General features: G+C 68.0%; 17 protein-coding genes. 7 read left to right on the forward strand and 10 right to left on the reverse strand.

Annotated elements, in window-relative coordinates; translation table 11 throughout:
* Window positions 1-32: 32 nt before the first annotated feature.
* A complete protein-coding gene (locus GQE99_RS17085; protein ID WP_161352841.1) occupies window positions 33-887 on the forward strand; it encodes an asparaginase domain-containing protein in 855 nt (284 codons plus the stop codon).
* Between the two features lie 183 nt (window positions 888-1,070).
* On the opposite strand, the gene GQE99_RS17090 is transcribed toward GQE99_RS17085, so the two are convergent.
* From GQE99_RS17090 to rsgA, 9 genes are all read right to left on the reverse strand, one after another.
* Window positions 1,071-1,574: a fasciclin domain-containing protein gene (locus GQE99_RS17090; protein ID WP_161352842.1), complete on the reverse strand. Its 504-nt coding sequence runs from the start codon at window positions 1,572-1,574 to the stop codon at window positions 1,071-1,073.
* Window positions 1,575-1,677: 103 nt separating this feature from the next.
* Entirely contained in the window at window positions 1,678-2,574 is an 897-nt protein-coding gene (locus tag GQE99_RS17095) for an alpha/beta hydrolase fold domain-containing protein (RefSeq protein ID WP_161352843.1), read from the reverse strand.
* A 56-nt stretch (window positions 2,575-2,630) separates the two neighbouring features.
* On the reverse strand, window positions 2,631-2,849 hold the full coding sequence (locus GQE99_RS17100; RefSeq protein WP_161352844.1) for a formate dehydrogenase subunit delta: 219 nt from the start codon (window positions 2,847-2,849) through the stop codon (window positions 2,631-2,633).
* Complete coding sequence (fdhD, locus tag GQE99_RS17105; protein ID WP_161352845.1) at window positions 2,839-3,654, reverse strand: formate dehydrogenase accessory sulfurtransferase FdhD; 816 nt, start codon at window positions 3,652-3,654, stop codon at window positions 2,839-2,841. The genes GQE99_RS17100 and fdhD overlap by 11 nt, the downstream gene beginning before the upstream one ends.
* Window positions 3,651-6,566, reverse strand: coding sequence for a formate dehydrogenase subunit alpha (fdhF, locus tag GQE99_RS17110; RefSeq protein ID WP_161352846.1), 2,916 nt, complete (start codon window positions 6,564-6,566; stop codon window positions 3,651-3,653). Before fdhF ends, fdhD begins: the two co-directional genes overlap by 4 nt.
* Window positions 6,563-8,062, reverse strand: coding sequence for an NADH-ubiquinone oxidoreductase-F iron-sulfur binding region domain-containing protein (locus GQE99_RS17115; protein ID WP_161352847.1), 1,500 nt, complete (start codon window positions 8,060-8,062; stop codon window positions 6,563-6,565). Before GQE99_RS17115 ends, fdhF begins: the two co-directional genes overlap by 4 nt.
* Window positions 8,059-8,541 carry a formate dehydrogenase subunit gamma gene (locus GQE99_RS17120; RefSeq protein ID WP_161352848.1) on the reverse strand — a complete coding sequence of 161 codons (483 nt, stop codon included), beginning with the start codon at window positions 8,539-8,541 and terminating at the stop codon, window positions 8,059-8,061. The genes GQE99_RS17115 and GQE99_RS17120 overlap by 4 nt, the downstream gene beginning before the upstream one ends.
* 83 nt (window positions 8,542-8,624) lie before the next feature.
* Window positions 8,625-9,506 carry a LysR family transcriptional regulator gene (locus tag GQE99_RS17125; protein ID WP_161352849.1) on the reverse strand — a complete coding sequence of 294 codons (882 nt, stop codon included), beginning with the start codon at window positions 9,504-9,506 and terminating at the stop codon, window positions 8,625-8,627.
* A gap of 56 nt (window positions 9,507-9,562) precedes the next feature.
* Window positions 9,563-10,627, reverse strand: coding sequence for a ribosome small subunit-dependent GTPase A (gene rsgA / locus GQE99_RS17130; RefSeq protein ID WP_161352850.1), 1,065 nt, complete (start codon window positions 10,625-10,627; stop codon window positions 9,563-9,565).
* Window positions 10,628-11,099: 472 nt separating this feature from the next.
* Here rsgA and rpsD point away from each other — a divergent pair, with 472 nt between their 5' ends.
* The 6 genes from rpsD to GQE99_RS17160 all read left to right on the forward strand — a co-directional run bounded on the left by rpsD (window position 11,100) and on the right by GQE99_RS17160 (window position 16,394).
* Window positions 11,100-11,720: a 30S ribosomal protein S4 gene (rpsD, locus tag GQE99_RS17135; protein WP_161352851.1), complete on the forward strand. Its 621-nt coding sequence runs from the start codon at window positions 11,100-11,102 to the stop codon at window positions 11,718-11,720.
* A gap of 176 nt (window positions 11,721-11,896) precedes the next feature.
* Window positions 11,897-12,274 carry a rhodanese-like domain-containing protein gene (locus tag GQE99_RS17140; protein ID WP_161352852.1) on the forward strand — a complete coding sequence of 126 codons (378 nt, stop codon included), beginning with the start codon at window positions 11,897-11,899 and terminating at the stop codon, window positions 12,272-12,274.
* 116 nt (window positions 12,275-12,390) lie between these two features.
* Entirely contained in the window at window positions 12,391-13,488 is a 1,098-nt protein-coding gene (gene hisC, locus GQE99_RS17145) for a histidinol-phosphate transaminase (protein ID WP_161352853.1), read from the forward strand.
* Entirely contained in the window at window positions 13,478-14,404 is a 927-nt protein-coding gene (locus GQE99_RS17150) for a prephenate/arogenate dehydrogenase family protein (RefSeq protein WP_161352854.1), read from the forward strand. Before hisC ends, GQE99_RS17150 begins: the two co-directional genes overlap by 11 nt.
* A 29-nt stretch (window positions 14,405-14,433) precedes the next feature.
* The gene (locus GQE99_RS17155; protein ID WP_161352855.1) at window positions 14,434-15,258 is read left to right on the forward strand and encodes an extensin-like domain-containing protein; all 825 of its coding nucleotides are present in this window, start codon (window positions 14,434-14,436) and stop codon (window positions 15,256-15,258) included.
* A gap of 11 nt (window positions 15,259-15,269) precedes the next feature.
* On the forward strand, window positions 15,270-16,394 hold the full coding sequence (locus GQE99_RS17160; protein ID WP_161352856.1) for an aminotransferase class V-fold PLP-dependent enzyme: 1,125 nt from the start codon (window positions 15,270-15,272) through the stop codon (window positions 16,392-16,394).
* 10 nt (window positions 16,395-16,404) lie between these two features.
* Here the strand turns inward: GQE99_RS17160 and GQE99_RS17165 are convergent, their stop codons facing one another.
* Window positions 16,405-16,593, reverse strand: coding sequence for a hypothetical protein (locus tag GQE99_RS17165; RefSeq protein WP_161352857.1), 189 nt, complete (start codon window positions 16,591-16,593; stop codon window positions 16,405-16,407).
* Window positions 16,594-16,646: the final 53 nt, after the last annotated feature.

Consider the following 16,646-nt stretch of genomic DNA (forward strand, 5'->3'; position numbering starts at 1 on the left):
TCGGGCGCGGGGCGGGCGGTCATACCCGGGGCATGGATATCTGCCTGATCCACACCGGCGGCACGATCGGCATGGCGCCCTCTCCCGAGGGGCTCGTGCCCGAGCGCGGGCGGGTGGAACACGCCGTCGCCGCGCTCATGCCCAAGGGCGCCCGGCTCACCACGCATGTCTTCGATCCGCTTCTCGACAGCGCGAGCGTCGGGCCCGCCGACTGGAACCGGATGCTCGACCTGGTCGACGCCGACCCGGAGGCCTCGATCCTGATCACGCATGGCACCGACACGATGTCCTTCACGGGGGCCGCACTGGCCGCCGCCCTCGCCGGTCTGGACCGGCGCGTGATGCTCTGCGGCGCGATGGCGCCGCTCGGGGCGGGCGAGGGGGCGCGGGCGAACCTCACCCTTGCCGTCGCGATGTCCCTGGCCCCGGGTTGGAGCGGCGTGAAATGCGCCTTCGCGCAGAAGGTGCTGGAGGGTGGCGGGCTCGTGAAACACGACACGCGCGGGGACGATGCGTTCCGCTCGGTGCCGCAGGCCCCCCTGCCCGCACCGGGGGCGCGCCGGTTTGCCCCCGACAGGCGGTTCGCGATGCTTGCGCTGACGCCGGGGCTGCCGGCCGCGGCGCTCACCGGGGCGCTGGAGGCGCTCGACGGGGCGGTGCTGCGGGTCTTCGGATCCGGCACGGTCATGGACGATCCGGCGATCCACGCGGCGCTGCGGGACGCGACCGGCCAGGGCAAGCGCCTGCGGGCGGTCAGCCAGTGCGAAGAAGGCGGACTCGCGCCGGGGAATTATGCTGCCGGTGCGCCCCTGTGGGCGGCGGGGGTCGAGAACGGCGGGCGCGAGACGCCGGAAGCGGCGCTCGCGCGGCTCTGGCTGGACGCCTGAAGGGCCGAAATCCCAATTTTCATTGGGCCAAATAAAATGGTGCGGACCTCCGGGAAAGAGGCCCGCACCGATGCCGGGGATTGGGGTGCCCCGGCTGGGACAGTCATGGGACACCTACTCTACGCGCGAGGGTGGGATATGGTTCCCCGCTATCGCGAAAAAAGTGTCACTGCCCGCTCAGGTTCAGCACGAGGCGCCGGATTCACCCGGCATGACCACGGTGTCGATCACGTGGATCACGCCGTTGTCCGCCTCGATGTCGGCGGTGACGACCATCGCGGTGTTGCCCGCGCCGTCCATCAGGCTCACGCCGTCGTCGCCGGCCATCACGCAGAGCGTCGGGCCCGCGGCGGTTTCCACGGCGGTCGTGCCCATCGAGAGGTCGCCCGACATCACGGCACCCGGCACCACGTGGTAAAGCAGGATGTTGGTCAGGTCGTCCTTCATGTCCGGCTCGAGCAGGCTTTCGACCGTGCCCTCGGGGAGCGCGGCGAAGGCGTCGTTGGTCGGGGCGAACACGGTGAACGGCCCTTCGCCGCTCACGGTCTCGACCAGGCCGGCCGCGTCGAGCGCGGTGACGAGGGTCGAGAAGTCTTCGTTGCCGGCGGCGATCTCGGCGATCGTGTCGGCGGTGGCGGTGCCGGCGGCCAGAACGGCGGCGGCGGCGGTCATCATGATCTTCTTCATTGGGTATTTCCTCCTGTCTGTCGTCCTAATGCCCACGATTACGCGGGGTCTTCGGAAGCTGATCAGGGGAATAACGAAGCTGTCACCGCACGTGATCAACGCGTCAGGTCACGTGCCATGCGCGTTCAAGCGCGGCCTTCATCCGGGCCACGTAATCGCGGGCCACGGGGGCGGAGCCCTCGGTCTGGACGAAGCCGTGATACGCGCCATCGACCTCGTGAAGCTCGGTCGCGATGCCGGCGTCGCGAAGGCGGGCGGCATAGGCGGTGGCTTCTCCATGAAACAGGTCACGGGTGCCCACGCCGATCCACGCGGGCGGCAGGCCCGACGCGTCGGTGAGCCGGGCGGGCGAGGCCGTGGCGGGCACGTCGCCCTCAACGCCACTCAGGTAGCCGTCCCAGGCCCAACGGTTGATCCCGTGCGACCACAGGCGCAGCGTGTCCGGGGCCGGCGGCGGTGCGTGCCGGGTGGCCTCGTCCAGCATCGGTTCGTGCAGGAGCTGGAAGGCGATCTTCGGCCCGCCCCGGTCACGCGCGCGGATCGCCAGCGCGGCGGCGAGGCCGCCCCCGGCGCTGTCCCCGCCGACGGCGATGCGATCGGGATCTACGCCGGGCTGCTCCGCCAGCCAGGTGAGAGCGGCATACGCGTCGTCGAGGGCTGCCGGATACGGGTGCTCGGGCGCGAAACGGTAGGTGGGGCAGGCGACCAGCGCGCCCAGCTCGTCGCGGACGTCGGTTGCGAACCGGCGCTCTGTAAGCGGATGGCCGAAGACGAGCCCGCCGCCATGGATCCACAGAAGCGCCGGGTGCGGTCCATCCACGGTCGGGCGATAGACCCAGATCGGTTGCCCGGTAGGGCCGTCCGCCTTCTCGACGCCGCGCCCCGTCAGCGCGCCGCCCAGCGACAGAAGTGCGCGGTAGGGGCGCAGGGTGGCCGGCGACACCGCCTGCCGCGACATCCGCCGCGCCCGTTTCAGGTCCGGGTGAAATCTCTCCGCCATGCCTCGCCCCCCTGTCCTCACGCCACTCAAGCGTGCAGGGCGGGGCGCTGCAAGTCCTACTCCGCGGGCTCAGCGATGCGGTCGGCCGCATCCGTCACCATCGGCTTCAGCCCCTCGCCGCCGGCCGCGATGTAGTCTAGCAGTTGGCGCCGCATCCGGGGTTCCCAGAAGTCGTTGATATGGTCGGCGAAACGGCCGAGCTGATCCTCGCCCGGCTGCGTCTCGAAGAACGTGGCGATCTGGTTGGCCATTGTGACCATCTTTTCAGGCGACATCGGTGGCTCCCGTCTTGATCCGGTGCGGATGGGAATAAAGGTCGAAGCTTTCGCCGCGCACGAAGGCGGCGAGGGTGATCTGCGCTTCGTCGGCGAGACGCAGGGCATGGGTGGTGGGGGCCGAGGCCGCGACGATGACGGCCGATCCGGCCTGCGCGGTCTTCTGCACCATCTCGACCGACACGCGGGAGGTGAGCACCATCGCGCCCTCGGCCGGGTCGATCCCGGCCCGCGCCAGCGCCCCGATCAGCTTGTCGAGCGCGTTGTGCCGGCCCACGTCCTCGCGCGCCATGACGATGCCGCGGCCGGGGAGGAGGAAGCCGGCCGCGTGGACGGCGCGCGTGAGATCATGGAGCGGTTGGTGTTCGCGCAACGTGTCGGTCGCAGTGGCGACCTCGTCGCGGCTGAACGTCGGGTCGGCGGACACGGCCGGCAGGCGGGGCAGTGCGCCCTCAAGCGAGTCGATGCCGCAGAGCCCGCAGCCGACCGGGCCCATCAGGGCACGCTGGCGGCTGCGCAACTGTTCGGAGCGGTCGTCGCGCAGAAGCATCCGCGCTTCGATGCCCGCGTCGAAATGCAGGATCTCCAGCTCCTCGATATCCTCGGGGCGCTCGATCACGCGTTCGGTGAGCGCGAAGCCCACCGCGAAATCCTCGAGATCGGCCGGCGAGGCCATCATCACGGCGAGCGTCGTGCCGTCGAAGGTCATCGCCACCGGCGTTTCCTCCGGCAGCGTGCGCGTCACCGACCGTGTCCCGGTGTGGGACATGGCCTGCCCGGGGCGCGATTTCGCCGCGTCCGTCATTCCGCCGCCGGAAGGATCCGCCGCGACTGCGCCGCCTGCTCGGAATAGCGCTCCTGCCAGTCGGTCGGCCCGTTCGACGGGCTGACCTGCACGGCCGTCACCTTGTATTCTGGGCAGTTCGTGGCCCAGTCCGAGAAGTCGGTGGTGATCACGTTGGCCTGCGTGTCCGGGTGGTGGAAGGTCGTGTAGACCACGCCCGGGCTCACCCGGTCCGTGATCGTCGCGCGCAGCGTCGTCTCACCCGAGCGCGAGGCGAGCTTGACGAAGTCGCCCTCGTTCACGCCCCGCACCTCGGCGTCGTGCGGATGGATCTCGAGCAGGTCCTGCTCGTGCCAGGTCGAGTTCGCCGTGCGCCGCGTCTGCGCGCCCACGTTGTACTGGCTGAGAATCCGGCCCGTGGTCAGAAGAAGCGGGAAACGCGGGCCGGTCTTCTCGTCCGTCGCCACGTATTCCGTGATCATGAACCGGCCTTTGCCGCGCTTGAACTCGTCCACGTGCATGAGCGGCGTACCTTCCGGCGCGCTGTCGTTGCACGGCCACTGGATCGACCCCAGCTCGTTGATCCGCTCATAGGTCACGCCGGCGAAGGACGGCGTGGTCGCCGCGATCTCGGCCATGATCTCGCGCGGGTGGGTGTAGTTCCAGTCCGCGCCCATCGCCTGGGCCAGGAGCTGGGTGACTTCCCAGTCGGCGTAGCCCGCCTTCGGTGCCATCACGCGGCGCACCATGTTGATGCGACGCTCGGCGTTGGTGAAGGTGCCGTCCTTCTCGAGGAAGGACGAACCGGGCAGGAAGACGTGGGCGTAGTTCGCGGTCTCGTTCAGGAAAAGGTCGTGAACGATCACGCATTCCATCGCGGCAAGGCCCGCGGCCACGTGCTTGGTGTCCGGGTCCGATTGCAGGATGTCCTCGCCCTGGCAGTAGAGGCCCTTGAAGGTGCCATCCACGGCGGCATCGAGCATGTTGGGGATGCGCAGGCCCGGTTCCGGGTCGATGGTCACGCCCCAGGCGGCCTCGAACGTCTCGCGCACCTCGGGCAGCTTCACGTGGCGATAGCCCGGCAGCTCGTGCGGGAACGAGCCCATGTCGCACGACCCCTGCACGTTGTTCTGACCGCGCAGCGGGTTCACGCCCACGCCGGGGCGCCCGATGTTGCCGGTCAGCATGGCGAGGTTCGCGATGCCCATGACCGTGGTCGAGCCCTGGCTGTGCTCGGTCACGCCCAAGCCATAATAGATCGCGCCGTTGCCGCCGCGCGCGAAGGTGCGCGCCGCTTCCCGCAGCGTTTCGGCGGGCACGCCGGTCAGCATTTCCGTGGCTTCGGGCGAATGACGCTCCTGCTTCACGAATTCCGCGTATTCGAGGAACTCGTTCCAGTCGCAGCGCTCGCGGATGAAGTCCTCGTCCATCAACCCTTCGGACACGATCACATGCGCCAGCGCCGTGACCACGGCCACGTTGGTGCCGGGGCGCAGGGGCAGGTGATGGGCCGCTTCGACATGCGCGGATTTCACGAGATCGATGCGGCGCGGGTCGATGACGATAAGTTTCGCACCGGCGCGCAGACGCTTCTTGAGGCGCGAGGCAAACACCGGGTGCCCGTCGGTCGGGTTCGCCCCGATCACGATCACCACGTCCGTGTGCTCGACGGAATCGAAGTCCTGCGTGCCCGCCGACGTGCCGAAGGTCTGGCCCAGGCCATAGCCGGTGGGCGAATGGCACACGCGTGCGCAGGTGTCGGTGTTGTTGTTCATGAAGACGCCACGGGCGAGCTTCTGGACGAGGAAGGTCTCCTCGTTCGTGCAGCGGCTCGACGTGATGACGCCCACGGACTTGCGCCCGTATTTCTCCTGGATGCCCTTCAGCCGGCCCGCGGCGAAGTTCAGCGCTTCGTCCCAGGAGACTTCACGCCACGGCTCGTCGATGCTCTCGCGGATCATCGGGCTCGTGATGCGGTCCTGGTGGCTGGCGTAGCCGTAGGCGAAGCGGCCCTTCACGCAGCTGTGGCCGCGGTTCGCCTTGCCGTTCTTGTAGGGCACCATGCGGACAAGCTGGTCGCCGTTCATCTCGGCCTTGAAGGAACAGCCCACGCCGCAATAGGCGCAGGTGGTCACGACGCTGCGCGTCGGCGTGCCGAGCTCGGCCACGCTCTTTTCCTGCAAGGTCGCGGTCGGGCAGGCCTGGACGCAGGCGCCGCAGGACACGCAGTCCGACGACAGGAAATCGTCCACCGCGCCACCGGCGGAGACGCGGCTTTCGAACCCGCGCCCCTCGATGGTCAGCGCGAAGGTGCCCTGCACCTCTTCGCAGGCGCGCACACAGCGCGAGCACACGATGCATTTCGACGGGTCGTAGGTGAAGTAGGGGTTCGACTCGTCCTTCGGGATGTAGCGGAAGTTCCCCGGTCCCTCGCGCCCCTTGGCGTCGGCCGCCGACAGCGCGCCGGTCCCGGTGGGGTCGTAGTGGTTCTCGCCCGGCGTGTAGCGCACGTCGCGCAGGCCCACGGCGCCCGCCATGTCCTGCAATTCGCAATCGCCGTTGGCCGAACAGGTCAGGCAGTCGAGCGGGTGGTCGGAGATGTAGAGCTCCATCACCCCCTTGCGGATCTTCTGAACCTTGGAGGACTGGGTGTGCACCACCATGCCCTCGCTCACCGGCGTCGTGCAGGAGGCGGGCGTGCCGCGCCGCCCCTCGATCTCGACCACGCAGAGCCGGCAGGACCCGAAGGCCTCGACGCTGTCGGTCGCGCAGAGCTTCGGCACGGCGATCCCGGCCTCGTAAGCGGCGCGCATGACGGAGGTGCCCTCGGGCACGGTCACGGCGGCGCCGTCGATGGTCAGCGTGACGGGCGCGCCGGTCTTGGCGGGCGTGCCCATGTCGGGGTCGTTCCAGGGGATGATGAAATCTTTCATTCGGCTGCCTCCTTCGCGGTGGCGAAATCGTCCGGGAAATGGGTGAGGGCGGACATGACCGGGTAGGGGGTGAAGCCTCCGAGCGCGCAGAGCGATCCGTCGGTCATCGTCTCGCAGAGGTCGGCGAGCAGGTCCTTCGCCGCGTCATCGCCTTGCGCGATGCGGTCGATGGTCTCGACCCCGCGCACCGCGCCGATCCGGCAAGGGGTGCATTTGCCGCAACTCTCGACCGCGCAGAACTCCATCGCGAAACGCGCCATGCCCAGCATGTCGGCGGTGTCGTCGAACACCGTGAGGCCCGCGTGGCCGATCAGGCCCCCGGCGCCATCGAACTCCTCGTAGCCGAAGGGTGTGTCGAAGGCCGACACCGGCATGTAGGCCCCGAGCGGCCCGCCCACCTGCACCGCCTTGACCGGGCGCCCCGAACGGGTGCCGCCGGCGATGTCGTTGACGATTTCACCCAAGGGCAGGCCGAAGGCGACCTCGTAGAGCCCACCGTGTTTCACGTTGCCCGCGATCTGGAGCGGGATCGTGCCCTTCGAGCGGCCCAGTCCGAAATCGGCGTAGTATTCCGCGCCCTTCTCGAAGATCACCGGAATGGTGGCGAGCGATATGACGTTGTTCACGACCGTCGGCTTGCCCAGGAACCCCTCGAGCGCCGGCAGAGGGGGCTTGGCGCGCACCACGCCACGCTTGCCTTCGAGGGAGTTCAGGAGCGAGGTTTCCTCGCCGCAGACATAGGCGCCCGCACCGACACGGATCTCCATGTCGAAGGCCGGACCGCGGCCCAGCACGCTGTGACCCAGCAGGCCCGCCTCGCGGCCGATCTTCACCGCCGCGTTCATCACGCGGATCGCGTCGGGGTATTCCGAGCGCAGGTAGACGTAGCCCTTGGTCGCACCCACGCCCACGCCCGCGATGATCATGCCTTCGATGAGCGAGAACGGGTCGCCTTCCATGATCATGCGGTCGGCGAAAGTGGCACTGTCGCCTTCGTCGGCGTTGCAGACGATGTATTTCTGGTCCGCCTCGGCCTTGGCCACGGTTTCCCACTTCACGCCGGTGGGAAAGCCAGCGCCGCCCCGGCCACGCAGGCCGGAGGCCTTGGCTTCCTCGACGATGCCCAGGCCTTCCATGTCCAGCGCGCGCTCGAGCCCGGAAAGGCCCCCGTGGGCGCGGTAGGCGTCGAGATCGAGCGGGTCGATTACGCCGCAGCGTTGGAAGGTGAGGCGGGTCTGGTTGGCGAAGAACGGGATCTCCTCGGTCGGGCCGTGGCCCTCGAGCGTGCCGTCGACAAGTGCGGCGACGTCCTCCACCGACACCGGGCCGAAGGCATGGCGCATGCCGTCGATCTCGACCTCGGCCAGCGGTTCCAGCCATGTCATGCCGCGCGACCCGACGCGGATCAGCTCCACGTCGTGCTTGGCGATCTCGGCCGCCACATCGTCGGCGCCGAGCGCCCGTGCGACCGCGTCCTGCGACAGGTAGATCTTCATGCGCCCGCCTCCGAAATCACGCGTTCCAGCTTCGCTTCGTCCAGCCCCGCGACGACCTTGTCGTCCACCATCGCGGCCGGGCCGTTGGCGCAGAGGCCGAGGCAATAGACCGGCTCGATGGTCACCGCGCCGTTGGGCGTGGTGCCGTGCCAGGAGGTGCCCAGTCTGGTCAGCACCGTGTCGGCCAGCCCGTTCGCCCCCAGCGCCTGGCAGGCCTCGGCCCGGCAGATCTTAACGATGTGCCGGCCGGCGGGGAGGGTGCGGAAGTCGTGGTAAAAGCTGATGACACCGTGCACCTCGGCGCGCCCGATGTTGAGCGCGTCGGCGATCGGCTGCACGGCCGTCTCCGGAACGTGGCCGAACGCTTCCATCATCCCGTGCAGGATGGGCAGAAGCGGGCCTTCGAGATGGGTGTGGGCGTCGATCACCTCACGGATCGCGGCCTCATCGGGCGCGGCTGCTGGCGTGCTGGCTTGCATGGGTCCTCCGAAGTTGACGGAAGATCGCATGTGTCACTAGGTGTTTCAATATCGCGGTTTCGTTGCTTGATAGAAATTATCTATCAATTGGCAAGCTCGCGCGCTTCATCCAAAAGAGCTTGCAAAACGGGGGTTTGCGGCTCCTGGTACGGCGCGACAAGGCCCACCGAAGGGCCCGGCAGGTCGCGCGCGATGGGTACGACGGCAAGATCCCGCCCCTTGGCCAGCGACCTGGCCATGTCGGTGGGCAGAATCGTGGACCATCCGCCCTGTTCCACGTGAGTGACCAGCACGACGGTGGAATTCGACTCCATCCGCGCCTCGGGGGTGAGGCCCGCGTCCATGAAGGCGCGGTTGATGATGCGCCGGTTCTGCATGTCCGGCGTCAGCAGGCACAGCGATTGTCCCTCCAGGTCGGCCCATTGCAGCGTTTCCTTCGCCGCCGCCGGATCGTCCGGCGCGCAGACCAGCGCGTAGGTCTCGCGGTAGAGCTCCTGCGTCGTCACGCGGCCCAGGGGTTCGTTGTCGAGGTAGCTCAGCCCCACGTCCGTCTCGAGGTTGTCGAGCATGTCGAGGATCTCGGTCGAGGCGCGCGACAGGATGGTGAAGGTCACGTTGGGGTGGGCGGCCGAGAAGCGGGCGGCGAGGCGCGAGGCCCAGGTTAGCGCGGTGGGGATCACGGCCAGCCGCAGGTGGCCCGACAACCCTTCGCGCGAAAACCGCATCTCCTCGCGCAGCCGCCGCGCGTCGCCCACGATCTGGCGCGCCCATTCCAGCGTGCGCGCACCCTCCGGCGTCAAGCCCCCGAAGCGTGATCCGCGCTGCACGAGCTTGACGCCCAGCTCGGCCTCGAGCTGCTTGATCCCCGCGGACAGTGTCGGCTGCGTGATGCCCAGGCTTTCCGCCGCCCGCCCGAAGTGGCGTTCGTTGGACAGGGCGATGAACATTTCGAGCTTTCCGAGCATGGTCGGTCCTTACCATCGCCGTGGCGCAGGTCCATCGAAAAAGCCGATCGAGTGCCCTAGCGGCGGTTCTTCTTCTCCGATTGCACGCGCCGGTACATCTTCGCGGTCGCGCGCGCCTTGTCGCGCTTTTCATGGACCGTGGCCGCGTTCAGCTCCTCCTCGGCGGCCAGCTTGCGCCAGCGCATCAACCGTTCGGGATCGAGATCGCCCGCTTCGATGGCCGCGCGCACGGCGCAGCCCGGTTCCGTTTCATGCGCGCAATCGCGGAACTTGCAGGTGGTGGCGAGCTCCTCGATGTCCGCGAAGAGCGTGGACAGACCGGCCGAGACGTCCGCCAGCTGCAATTCACGCATGCCCGGCGTGTCCAGCACGACCGGGCCTGTGCCAGTGATGTAGAGCTCGCGGTGGCGGGTCGTGTGCCGGCCCTTGGCATCATCTTCGCGGATGTCCTGCGTCGCGGCCTCGGTCCCCGCCAGCGCGTTGGTGAGCGTGGTCTTGCCCACGCCCGACGAGCCCAGGAAACCCACCGTCTGTCCCGGCTTGGCCCAGGGGGCGAGCGCGGCCTGCACGTCGTCCGCACGTGCGTCGAGCGCGATGACGGGCACGCGGGCCGAGATCGCCTCGGCCTGTTCGACGTAGGGCGCGGGATCCTCGAGGTCGGCCTTGGTCAGCACGATCACCGGCGTGACGTCCGCCTCGAAGGCGAGCGCCACGTAGCGTTCCAGCCGGGCGACGTTGAAATCCGCATTGCAGGACGTGGTGATGAACACCGTGTCGAGGTTGGCCGCGATCAGCTGCATCCGGGTCTCGCGCCCCGGGGCGCGCCGCTGGATCAGGCTCTTGCGCTCGAGGCGCCGCGACCGGCCCGGCGTCTCGGCGTCGTAGAGGAGCCAGTCGCCCACGGTCACGTCGGCATCCGGAGGCAGTTGCACGTCGCCCGCCGCGCCCCGCGCGCGCAGGCCGGAACGGTGCACCTCGGTCACCCGGACCGGGGGCGTTTCGGTCATCTCGTCGGCGTCGAGCTGGCTTGCGAAGAAACTCTGCCATCCGAGCGCGCGCAGCGGGTTCGGGGGCGTGGTGGGCGTGGAGCCGGGGAAGAGTTGGGAATAGTCCCGTGTCATGGATATGTCTCTCTGGAAGGGAAGTTCAGGCGGCGCGGCCGACATTGCCCCGCGGTGCGGGCTGGTCGTGTCGGTCTGCGGGGAGGGCCATCGGCCCCCGGCCTTACCAGGTCATCAACGCTCCATTTTCGTCACCGGAATCATACGGGGGCGCGGGGCGCGCGGCAAGCGGTGATGCGCCAATCCTGCAAGGGGCGTTGACTCCCGCCGCGCGGACGCTATAAGCCCGCCATCTGGCCCCCGCGTGGGGCCGGTTTCATTGGTGTTGGTGGCCCCCGCAAGGGGAAGCCTGTCAACCCGGGTCGCTGGTCCGCGAGGGGCAGTCCGGGGAGAGGACAACGCCCTTTACACACGGCCCCAAGGCGGGTCCGGCAATCGAAGCCCCACGGTCGAGCGACGCCCGCGTCCGCGACCCGCAAAGTGGGGACCGGTTCTCGGGTCGGTCGCGGAGCCACAATAAAGGAGATCAGCCGTGACCAAACGCACGTCTGCCAAGTACAAGATCGACCGCCGCATGGGCGAAAACATCTGGGGCCGCCCGAAGTCCCCGGTCAACCGCCGCGAATACGGCCCCGGCCAGCACGGCCAGCGCCGCAAGGGCAAGATGTCCGACTTCGGCCTCCAGCTGCGCGCCAAGCAGAAGCTCAAGGGCTACTACGGCGACCTGACCGAAAAGCAGTTCCGCCGCATCTTCGCCGAGGCCGAGCGCCGCAAGGGCGACACCGGTGAGATCCTCATCGGCCTGCTCGAGCGTCGCCTGGACGCCGTCGTCTACCGCGCCAAGTTCGTGCCGACCATCTTCGCCGCCCGCCAGTTCGTGAACCACGCCCATGTGCTGGTGAACGGCAAGCGCGTGAACATCCCGTCCTACCGCGTGAAGGAAGGCGACGTGATCGAGGTCCGCGAGAAGTCCAAGCAGATGGCGATGGTTCTGGAAGCCTCGCAACTGCCGGAGCGTGACGTTCCGGACTACCTCGATGTCGACCATTCCAAGATGAAGGCCACCTTCGTGCGCACCCCGGGTCTCTCGGACGTGCCGTACCCGGTCCACATGGAACCGAACCTCGTCATCGAATTCTACGCCCAGAACTAAGTTCGGGCCGATACAGATCGAACATCACGGGCCGCGCCGAAAGGTGCGGCCCGTTTTCGTTGCGCTGGTGTCTTCTTTATATTCAAATTTTTGATTGGGTCTTTTCACCTGCAGTCGGGCTGACTAGCTCGGGGGGTAACGAAACCCATGGCCCGCGGGCCGGATCGGAGAACACCATGAAGACCGAAGACGTGAACGGAAAGACGCTCGAGACCTGGACACCGGAAGAGGTGGCGCAGGGGCTTCGGGACGAGAAGATCGTGCTGATCGATGTGCGCACCCCGCAGGAATACATGTTCGAGAGTATCGAGGACGCGCTGCTCGCGCCGATGAGCCACATCTCGTCCAAGGCCCTGCCGGCCGGGCTGGGCAAGCATGTCGTGCTCTACTGCGGCTCCGGCATGCGCTCGCGCAAGGCGGCCGAGATCTGCCTTGCCAAGAAGTTCGACAAGATCGCGCATCTCGACGGCGGTTTTGCGGCCTGGAAAAACGCGGGCCTGCCCTATCTCGGGACCAACATGTCCACCGGCGCGCCCGAGGTGAAGACCGCCTGACGCCCGGACCATTGCTGCGGGGCCACGCTTGGCGGGCCCCGCGGTGCACGGGTGGTTTGTTCTGGCCCTGAAGATCGGTCAACGTTATGACGGGCGGGCAAATTCCGGGGATGAATATGACCAAGTCGCCCAAGCCGCAGCCCGGCATCATGGACATCGAACTTTACCAGGGTGGCGCCTCCAAGGTGGAGGGCGTCGACAACGTGGTGAAGCTGAGCTCGAACGAGAACCCGCTGGGTCCCTCCGAGAAAGCGATGGAGGCGTATCAACGCGCCGGTCACAACCTGCACCGTTACCCGAACACCGATCACGAGAGCCTGCGCACCGCGATCGGCGAGGTTCACGGGCTCGACCCCGAGCGGATCATCTGCGGTGTCGGTTCGGACGAGATCATCACCTTCATCTGCCAGGCCTATGCCGGCCCGCGCGACGAGGTGATCTACACCGAGCACGGTTTTTCGATGTACAAGATCTCGGCCAGCGCGGCCGGGGCGAAGCCGGTCGAAGTGCCGGAGCGCGAACGCGTCGTCGACGTGGACGAGATCCTGAAGGCGGTGACGGGCAAGACAAAGGTCGTCTTCATCGCGAACCCCGCCAACCCGACGGGCACGATGGTGGGCCAGAAGGAACTGTCGCGTCTAGCGCGCGAATTGCCGGGTCACGTGGTGCTAGTGCTCGACGGGGCCTATGCCGAATACGTCGACGGGTTCGACGGTGGCGCCTCGCTGGTCGAGCGGCACCCGAACGTGATCATGACCCGGACCTTCTCGAAGATCTACGGGCTGGGCGGGCTCCGGATCGGCTGGGGCTATGCCCAGAAAGAGGTCATCGACGTGCTCAACCGCATCCGCGGGCCCTTCAACCTGTCCTCGACCCAGCTCGCCGTCGCCGAGGCCGCCGTGCGCGACCGGGCGCACGTGGACCGCTGCAGGTCGGAAAACGCCCGCCTGCGCGCCTGGATGGCCGAAGCGCTGGCCGAGCACGGCGTGCCGTCCGACACCTCCTGCGCCAACTTCGTGCTGGCGCGCTTCACGGACGAGAAAGAGGCGACTGCAGTCGACAACTACCTCAAGGCCAACGGGATCATCGTGCGGCAGGTGGGGGGCTACAAGCTGCCGCACTGCCTGCGCATCACCGTGGGGGACGAGCCGTCCTGCCGCCGGGTGGCGCACCTGATCGGGCAGTTCAAGGGAAGCGTGTCCGATGCCGGCTGAAGCGCCGATCTACGACCGCGTCGCCCTGATCGGGCTGGGGCTCATCGCCGGGTCCATGTCGCTCGCCATGCGGCGGGGGCGGCTTGCCGGTGAAATCGTGGGTACGGCCCGTTCGGCCGAGACACGGGACATCGCGCGCGAGATCGGGTTGGTGGACCGGGTGGTCGATACGGCGGCCGAGGCGGTGGTCGATGCCGACCTCGTGGTGCTCGCCGTGCCGGTGGGCGCGATGGCGGCGGTGGCCGAGGAGATCGCCCCGCACCTCAAACCCGGCGCGACCGTGACCGACGTGGGCTCGGTCAAGCGCGCGGTGATCGACGCGGTGGGTCCGCATATCCCCGAAGGGGTGCATTTCATCCCCGCCCACCCGCTGGCCGGGACCGAGCATTCCGGGCCGCGTTCGGGCTTCGCGACGCTCTTCGACAACCGCTGGTGCCTGATCGTGCCGGTAGAAGGGTCCGACCGCGACGCCGTCGCCCGGCTCGAGGCGATGTGGCAGGGGCTGGGCGCGCATACGGACGAAATGGATGCCGATCACCATGACCTCGTCCTCGCCGTGACCAGCCACACCCCGCACCTCATCGCCTACACGATGGTGGGCGTGGCCGACGACCTGCGCCGAGTGACCGACAGCGAGGTCATCAAGTATTCCGCCGCGGGCTTTCGTGATTTCACCCGGATCGCGGCCTCGGACCCGACCATGTGGCGTGACGTGTTCCTGACCAACAAGGATGCGACGCTGGAGATCCTCGGGCGCTTCACGGAAGAACTTTTCGCACTTCAGCGGGCCATCCGGACCGGGGACGGCGAGCAGTTGTTTGACTATTTCACACATACGCGGGCCATCCGGCGCGGCATCATCGAGGCCGGTCAGGACACCGACGCCCCGGACTTCGGACGGGTGAAGCCGGAGTGAGGGCGCGCGCCGGGATATCGGCGGCGCTCATGGCCACGCTCTTCACCACCGCGCTGGTGGCCGAAGCGCCGACCCGTTCCCCGATCCCGCCGGACCGCCCGGGCGACGCGATCGACGCACTCATCGCGGACATCGTCCGCCCCGAACCGCGCCCCGGCGCGGGCACCGAGGTGGTGCAGATGAGCGCCGCGCAATCGTCGTCGCGCACGCGGCTGGCGGTCGCCAGGTCGCTGGTCCCGCGAGAGCGTCCCGACAACCTGGTGCGGCGCAGCACCGTCCAGCGCACCGGCATGGCCGCGCCGTCGCGCGAGGCGCAGCGGGTGACGCGGGCCGGGTCGATCTGCGGCGTGCCCGCGATCAAGGGCGTGCCACTCCAGTCGATCCCCGGGCGCATCCGCGGCTGTGGCGTCGAAAACCCGGTCAAGGTCACGTCGGTCTCCGGCATACCGCTGTCGCAGTACCCGACCATCGATTGCCCCACCGCGAAGGCGCTCAACACTTGGGTGAGCGACACGGTGATCCCCAGCGTCGGCCGCCTCGGCGGCGGCGTCGGCGAGGTCCACGTGATCGCGCATTATGCCTGCCGCACCCGCAACAACCAGCGCGGGGCCAAGATCTCGGAACACGGCCGGGGCCGCGCGGTCGACGTCGCCGGCATCATCCTGAAGAACGGGGTCGAGCTCTCGGTGCTCGACCATTGGCGCCACCCGCAGCACGGCAAGGTGATGCAGGCGATGTGGCGCGGGGCCTGCGGACCGTTCGGCACTGTCCTGGGCCCCAATTCCGACCGCTTTCACAAGAACCACTTCCACCTGGACACGGCGCGCTATCGCTCCGGGTCCTATTGTCGCTGAGGAAAAAGAACATGGCGCTGCGCAACGATATCGATCCCGATGGCCTTCTCGAATTCTCGGTGGTGTTCACCGACCGCTCGCTCAACCACATGTCGGCCGCCTTCCAGCAGGTCATGCGCGACATCTCCGAGGGGCTGTGCGACGTCTACCAGGCCGACGCGGTCGCGGTCGTCCCCGGCGGCGGCACTTACGGCATGGAAGCCGTGGCGCGCCAGTTCGCCACCGGCAAGCGCGTCATGGTGATCCGCAACGGTTTCTTCTCCTACCGCTGGTCGCAGATCTTCGAAATGGGCAGCATCCCGGCCGAGGAGACCGTGATGATGGCCCGGCGCACCGGCAACGACCCGCAGGCGCCCTTCGCGCCCTGTCCCATCGACGAGGTCGTGGCCAAGATCGCCGAGGAAAAGCCCGACGTGGTCTTCGCCCCGCACGTGGAAACCTCGGCGGGCATCATCCTGCCCGACGACTACATCAAGGCGGTGACCGAGGCCGTTCATGCCCACGGCGGACTGTTCGTGCTCGACTGTATCGCGTCGGGGACCATCTGGGCCGACATGCGGGCGCTGGGCGTCGACGTTCTGATCTCGGCCCCGCAGAAAGGGTGGTCGGCGCAGCCTTCGGCCGGGCTCGTGATGATGAACGAGACCGCGCTCGCGGCCGCCAAGGCCACCACCTCGACCAGCTTCGCCATCGACCTGGGCAAGTGGATCGCGATCATGGAGGCCTATACGAACGGCGGCCACGCCTATCACGCGACCATGCCCACGGATGCTCTGCGCGCCTTCCGCGACGCGCTGTTCGAGACCCGCGATTACGGGTTCGAGCGGTTGAAGGAAGCCCAGTGGGAGCAGGGGCGGCGGGTGCGCGCGCTGCTGGCGGAGCGCGGCTTCAAATCCGTGGCCGCGCCCGGGTTCGAGGCGCCGGGCGTCGTGGTGGTCTACACCGACAACCCCGAGTTCCAGACCGGCAAGGCGTTCCTGTCGCAGGGCGTCCAGATCGCTGCCGGCGTGCCGCTGATGGTGGGCGAGGGCGACGACTACAAGAGCTTCCGCCTGGGCCTCTTCGGACTCGACAAGCTCTACGACGTCGACGCCTCGGTCGCCCGGCTGGAGACCGCGCTCGACGCGGTCACCTGAGCCCGGCGGGCTACTTGCCGATCGACAGGAGCACGAGCATCGCGACGAGGATCGGGGTGGCAATGACCATCACCATTGCCGCCCCGGGCAGCCCGAAAATCGCGTAGGCGCCGCCAAGCACGACGATGATCGCGAGGGCGATGATGAAGCCCCAGAGGGTTTCCTTGCGTTCCTGTGCGGTGTCCTGGTTGCTGGCCATGAATCAATCCTTTCCGATCCGTGTGTTCGGGACCTGATCTAGATGTTCGGGCG

Source organism: Maritimibacter harenae, from assembly GCF_009882975.1.
GTDB lineage: Bacteria > Pseudomonadota > Alphaproteobacteria > Rhodobacterales > Rhodobacteraceae > Maritimibacter > Maritimibacter harenae.

What these genes read in the sequence shown, in the direction of transcription:
- GQE99_RS17160 (WP_161352856.1), top strand. Translation starts at nt 15,270, where the DNA reads ATGGCGCTGCGCAACGATATCGATCCCGATGGCCTTCTCGAATTCTCG.
- GQE99_RS17085 (WP_161352841.1), top strand. Translation starts at nt 33, where the DNA reads ATGGATATCTGCCTGATCCACACCGGCGGCACGATCGGCATGGCGCCC.
- rsgA (WP_161352850.1), bottom strand. Translation starts at nt 10,627, where the DNA reads ATGACACGGGACTATTCCCAACTCTTCCCCGGCTCCACGCCCACCACG.
- GQE99_RS17095 (WP_161352843.1), bottom strand. Translation starts at nt 2,574, where the DNA reads ATGGCGGAGAGATTTCACCCGGACCTGAAACGGGCGCGGCGGATGTCG.
- hisC (WP_161352853.1), top strand. Translation starts at nt 12,391, where the DNA reads ATGACCAAGTCGCCCAAGCCGCAGCCCGGCATCATGGACATCGAACTT.
- GQE99_RS17155 (WP_161352855.1), top strand. Translation starts at nt 14,434, where the DNA reads ATGGCCACGCTCTTCACCACCGCGCTGGTGGCCGAAGCGCCGACCCGT.
- GQE99_RS17120 (WP_161352848.1), bottom strand. Translation starts at nt 8,541, where the DNA reads ATGCAAGCCAGCACGCCAGCAGCCGCGCCCGATGAGGCCGCGATCCGT.
- fdhF (WP_161352846.1), bottom strand. Translation starts at nt 6,566, where the DNA reads ATGAAAGATTTCATCATCCCCTGGAACGACCCCGACATGGGCACGCCC.
- GQE99_RS17090 (WP_161352842.1), bottom strand. Translation starts at nt 1,574, where the DNA reads ATGAAGAAGATCATGATGACCGCCGCCGCCGCCGTTCTGGCCGCCGGC.
- fdhD (WP_161352845.1), bottom strand. Translation starts at nt 3,654, where the DNA reads ATGACGGACGCGGCGAAATCGCGCCCCGGGCAGGCCATGTCCCACACC.
- GQE99_RS17100 (WP_161352844.1), bottom strand. Translation starts at nt 2,849, where the DNA reads ATGTCGCCTGAAAAGATGGTCACAATGGCCAACCAGATCGCCACGTTC.
- GQE99_RS17150 (WP_161352854.1), top strand. Translation starts at nt 13,478, where the DNA reads ATGCCGGCTGAAGCGCCGATCTACGACCGCGTCGCCCTGATCGGGCTG.
- GQE99_RS17140 (WP_161352852.1), top strand. Translation starts at nt 11,897, where the DNA reads ATGAAGACCGAAGACGTGAACGGAAAGACGCTCGAGACCTGGACACCG.
- GQE99_RS17125 (WP_161352849.1), bottom strand. Translation starts at nt 9,506, where the DNA reads ATGCTCGGAAAGCTCGAAATGTTCATCGCCCTGTCCAACGAACGCCAC.
- GQE99_RS17165 (WP_161352857.1), bottom strand. Translation starts at nt 16,593, where the DNA reads ATGGCCAGCAACCAGGACACCGCACAGGAACGCAAGGAAACCCTCTGG.
- GQE99_RS17115 (WP_161352847.1), bottom strand. Translation starts at nt 8,062, where the DNA reads ATGAAGATCTACCTGTCGCAGGACGCGGTCGCACGGGCGCTCGGCGCC.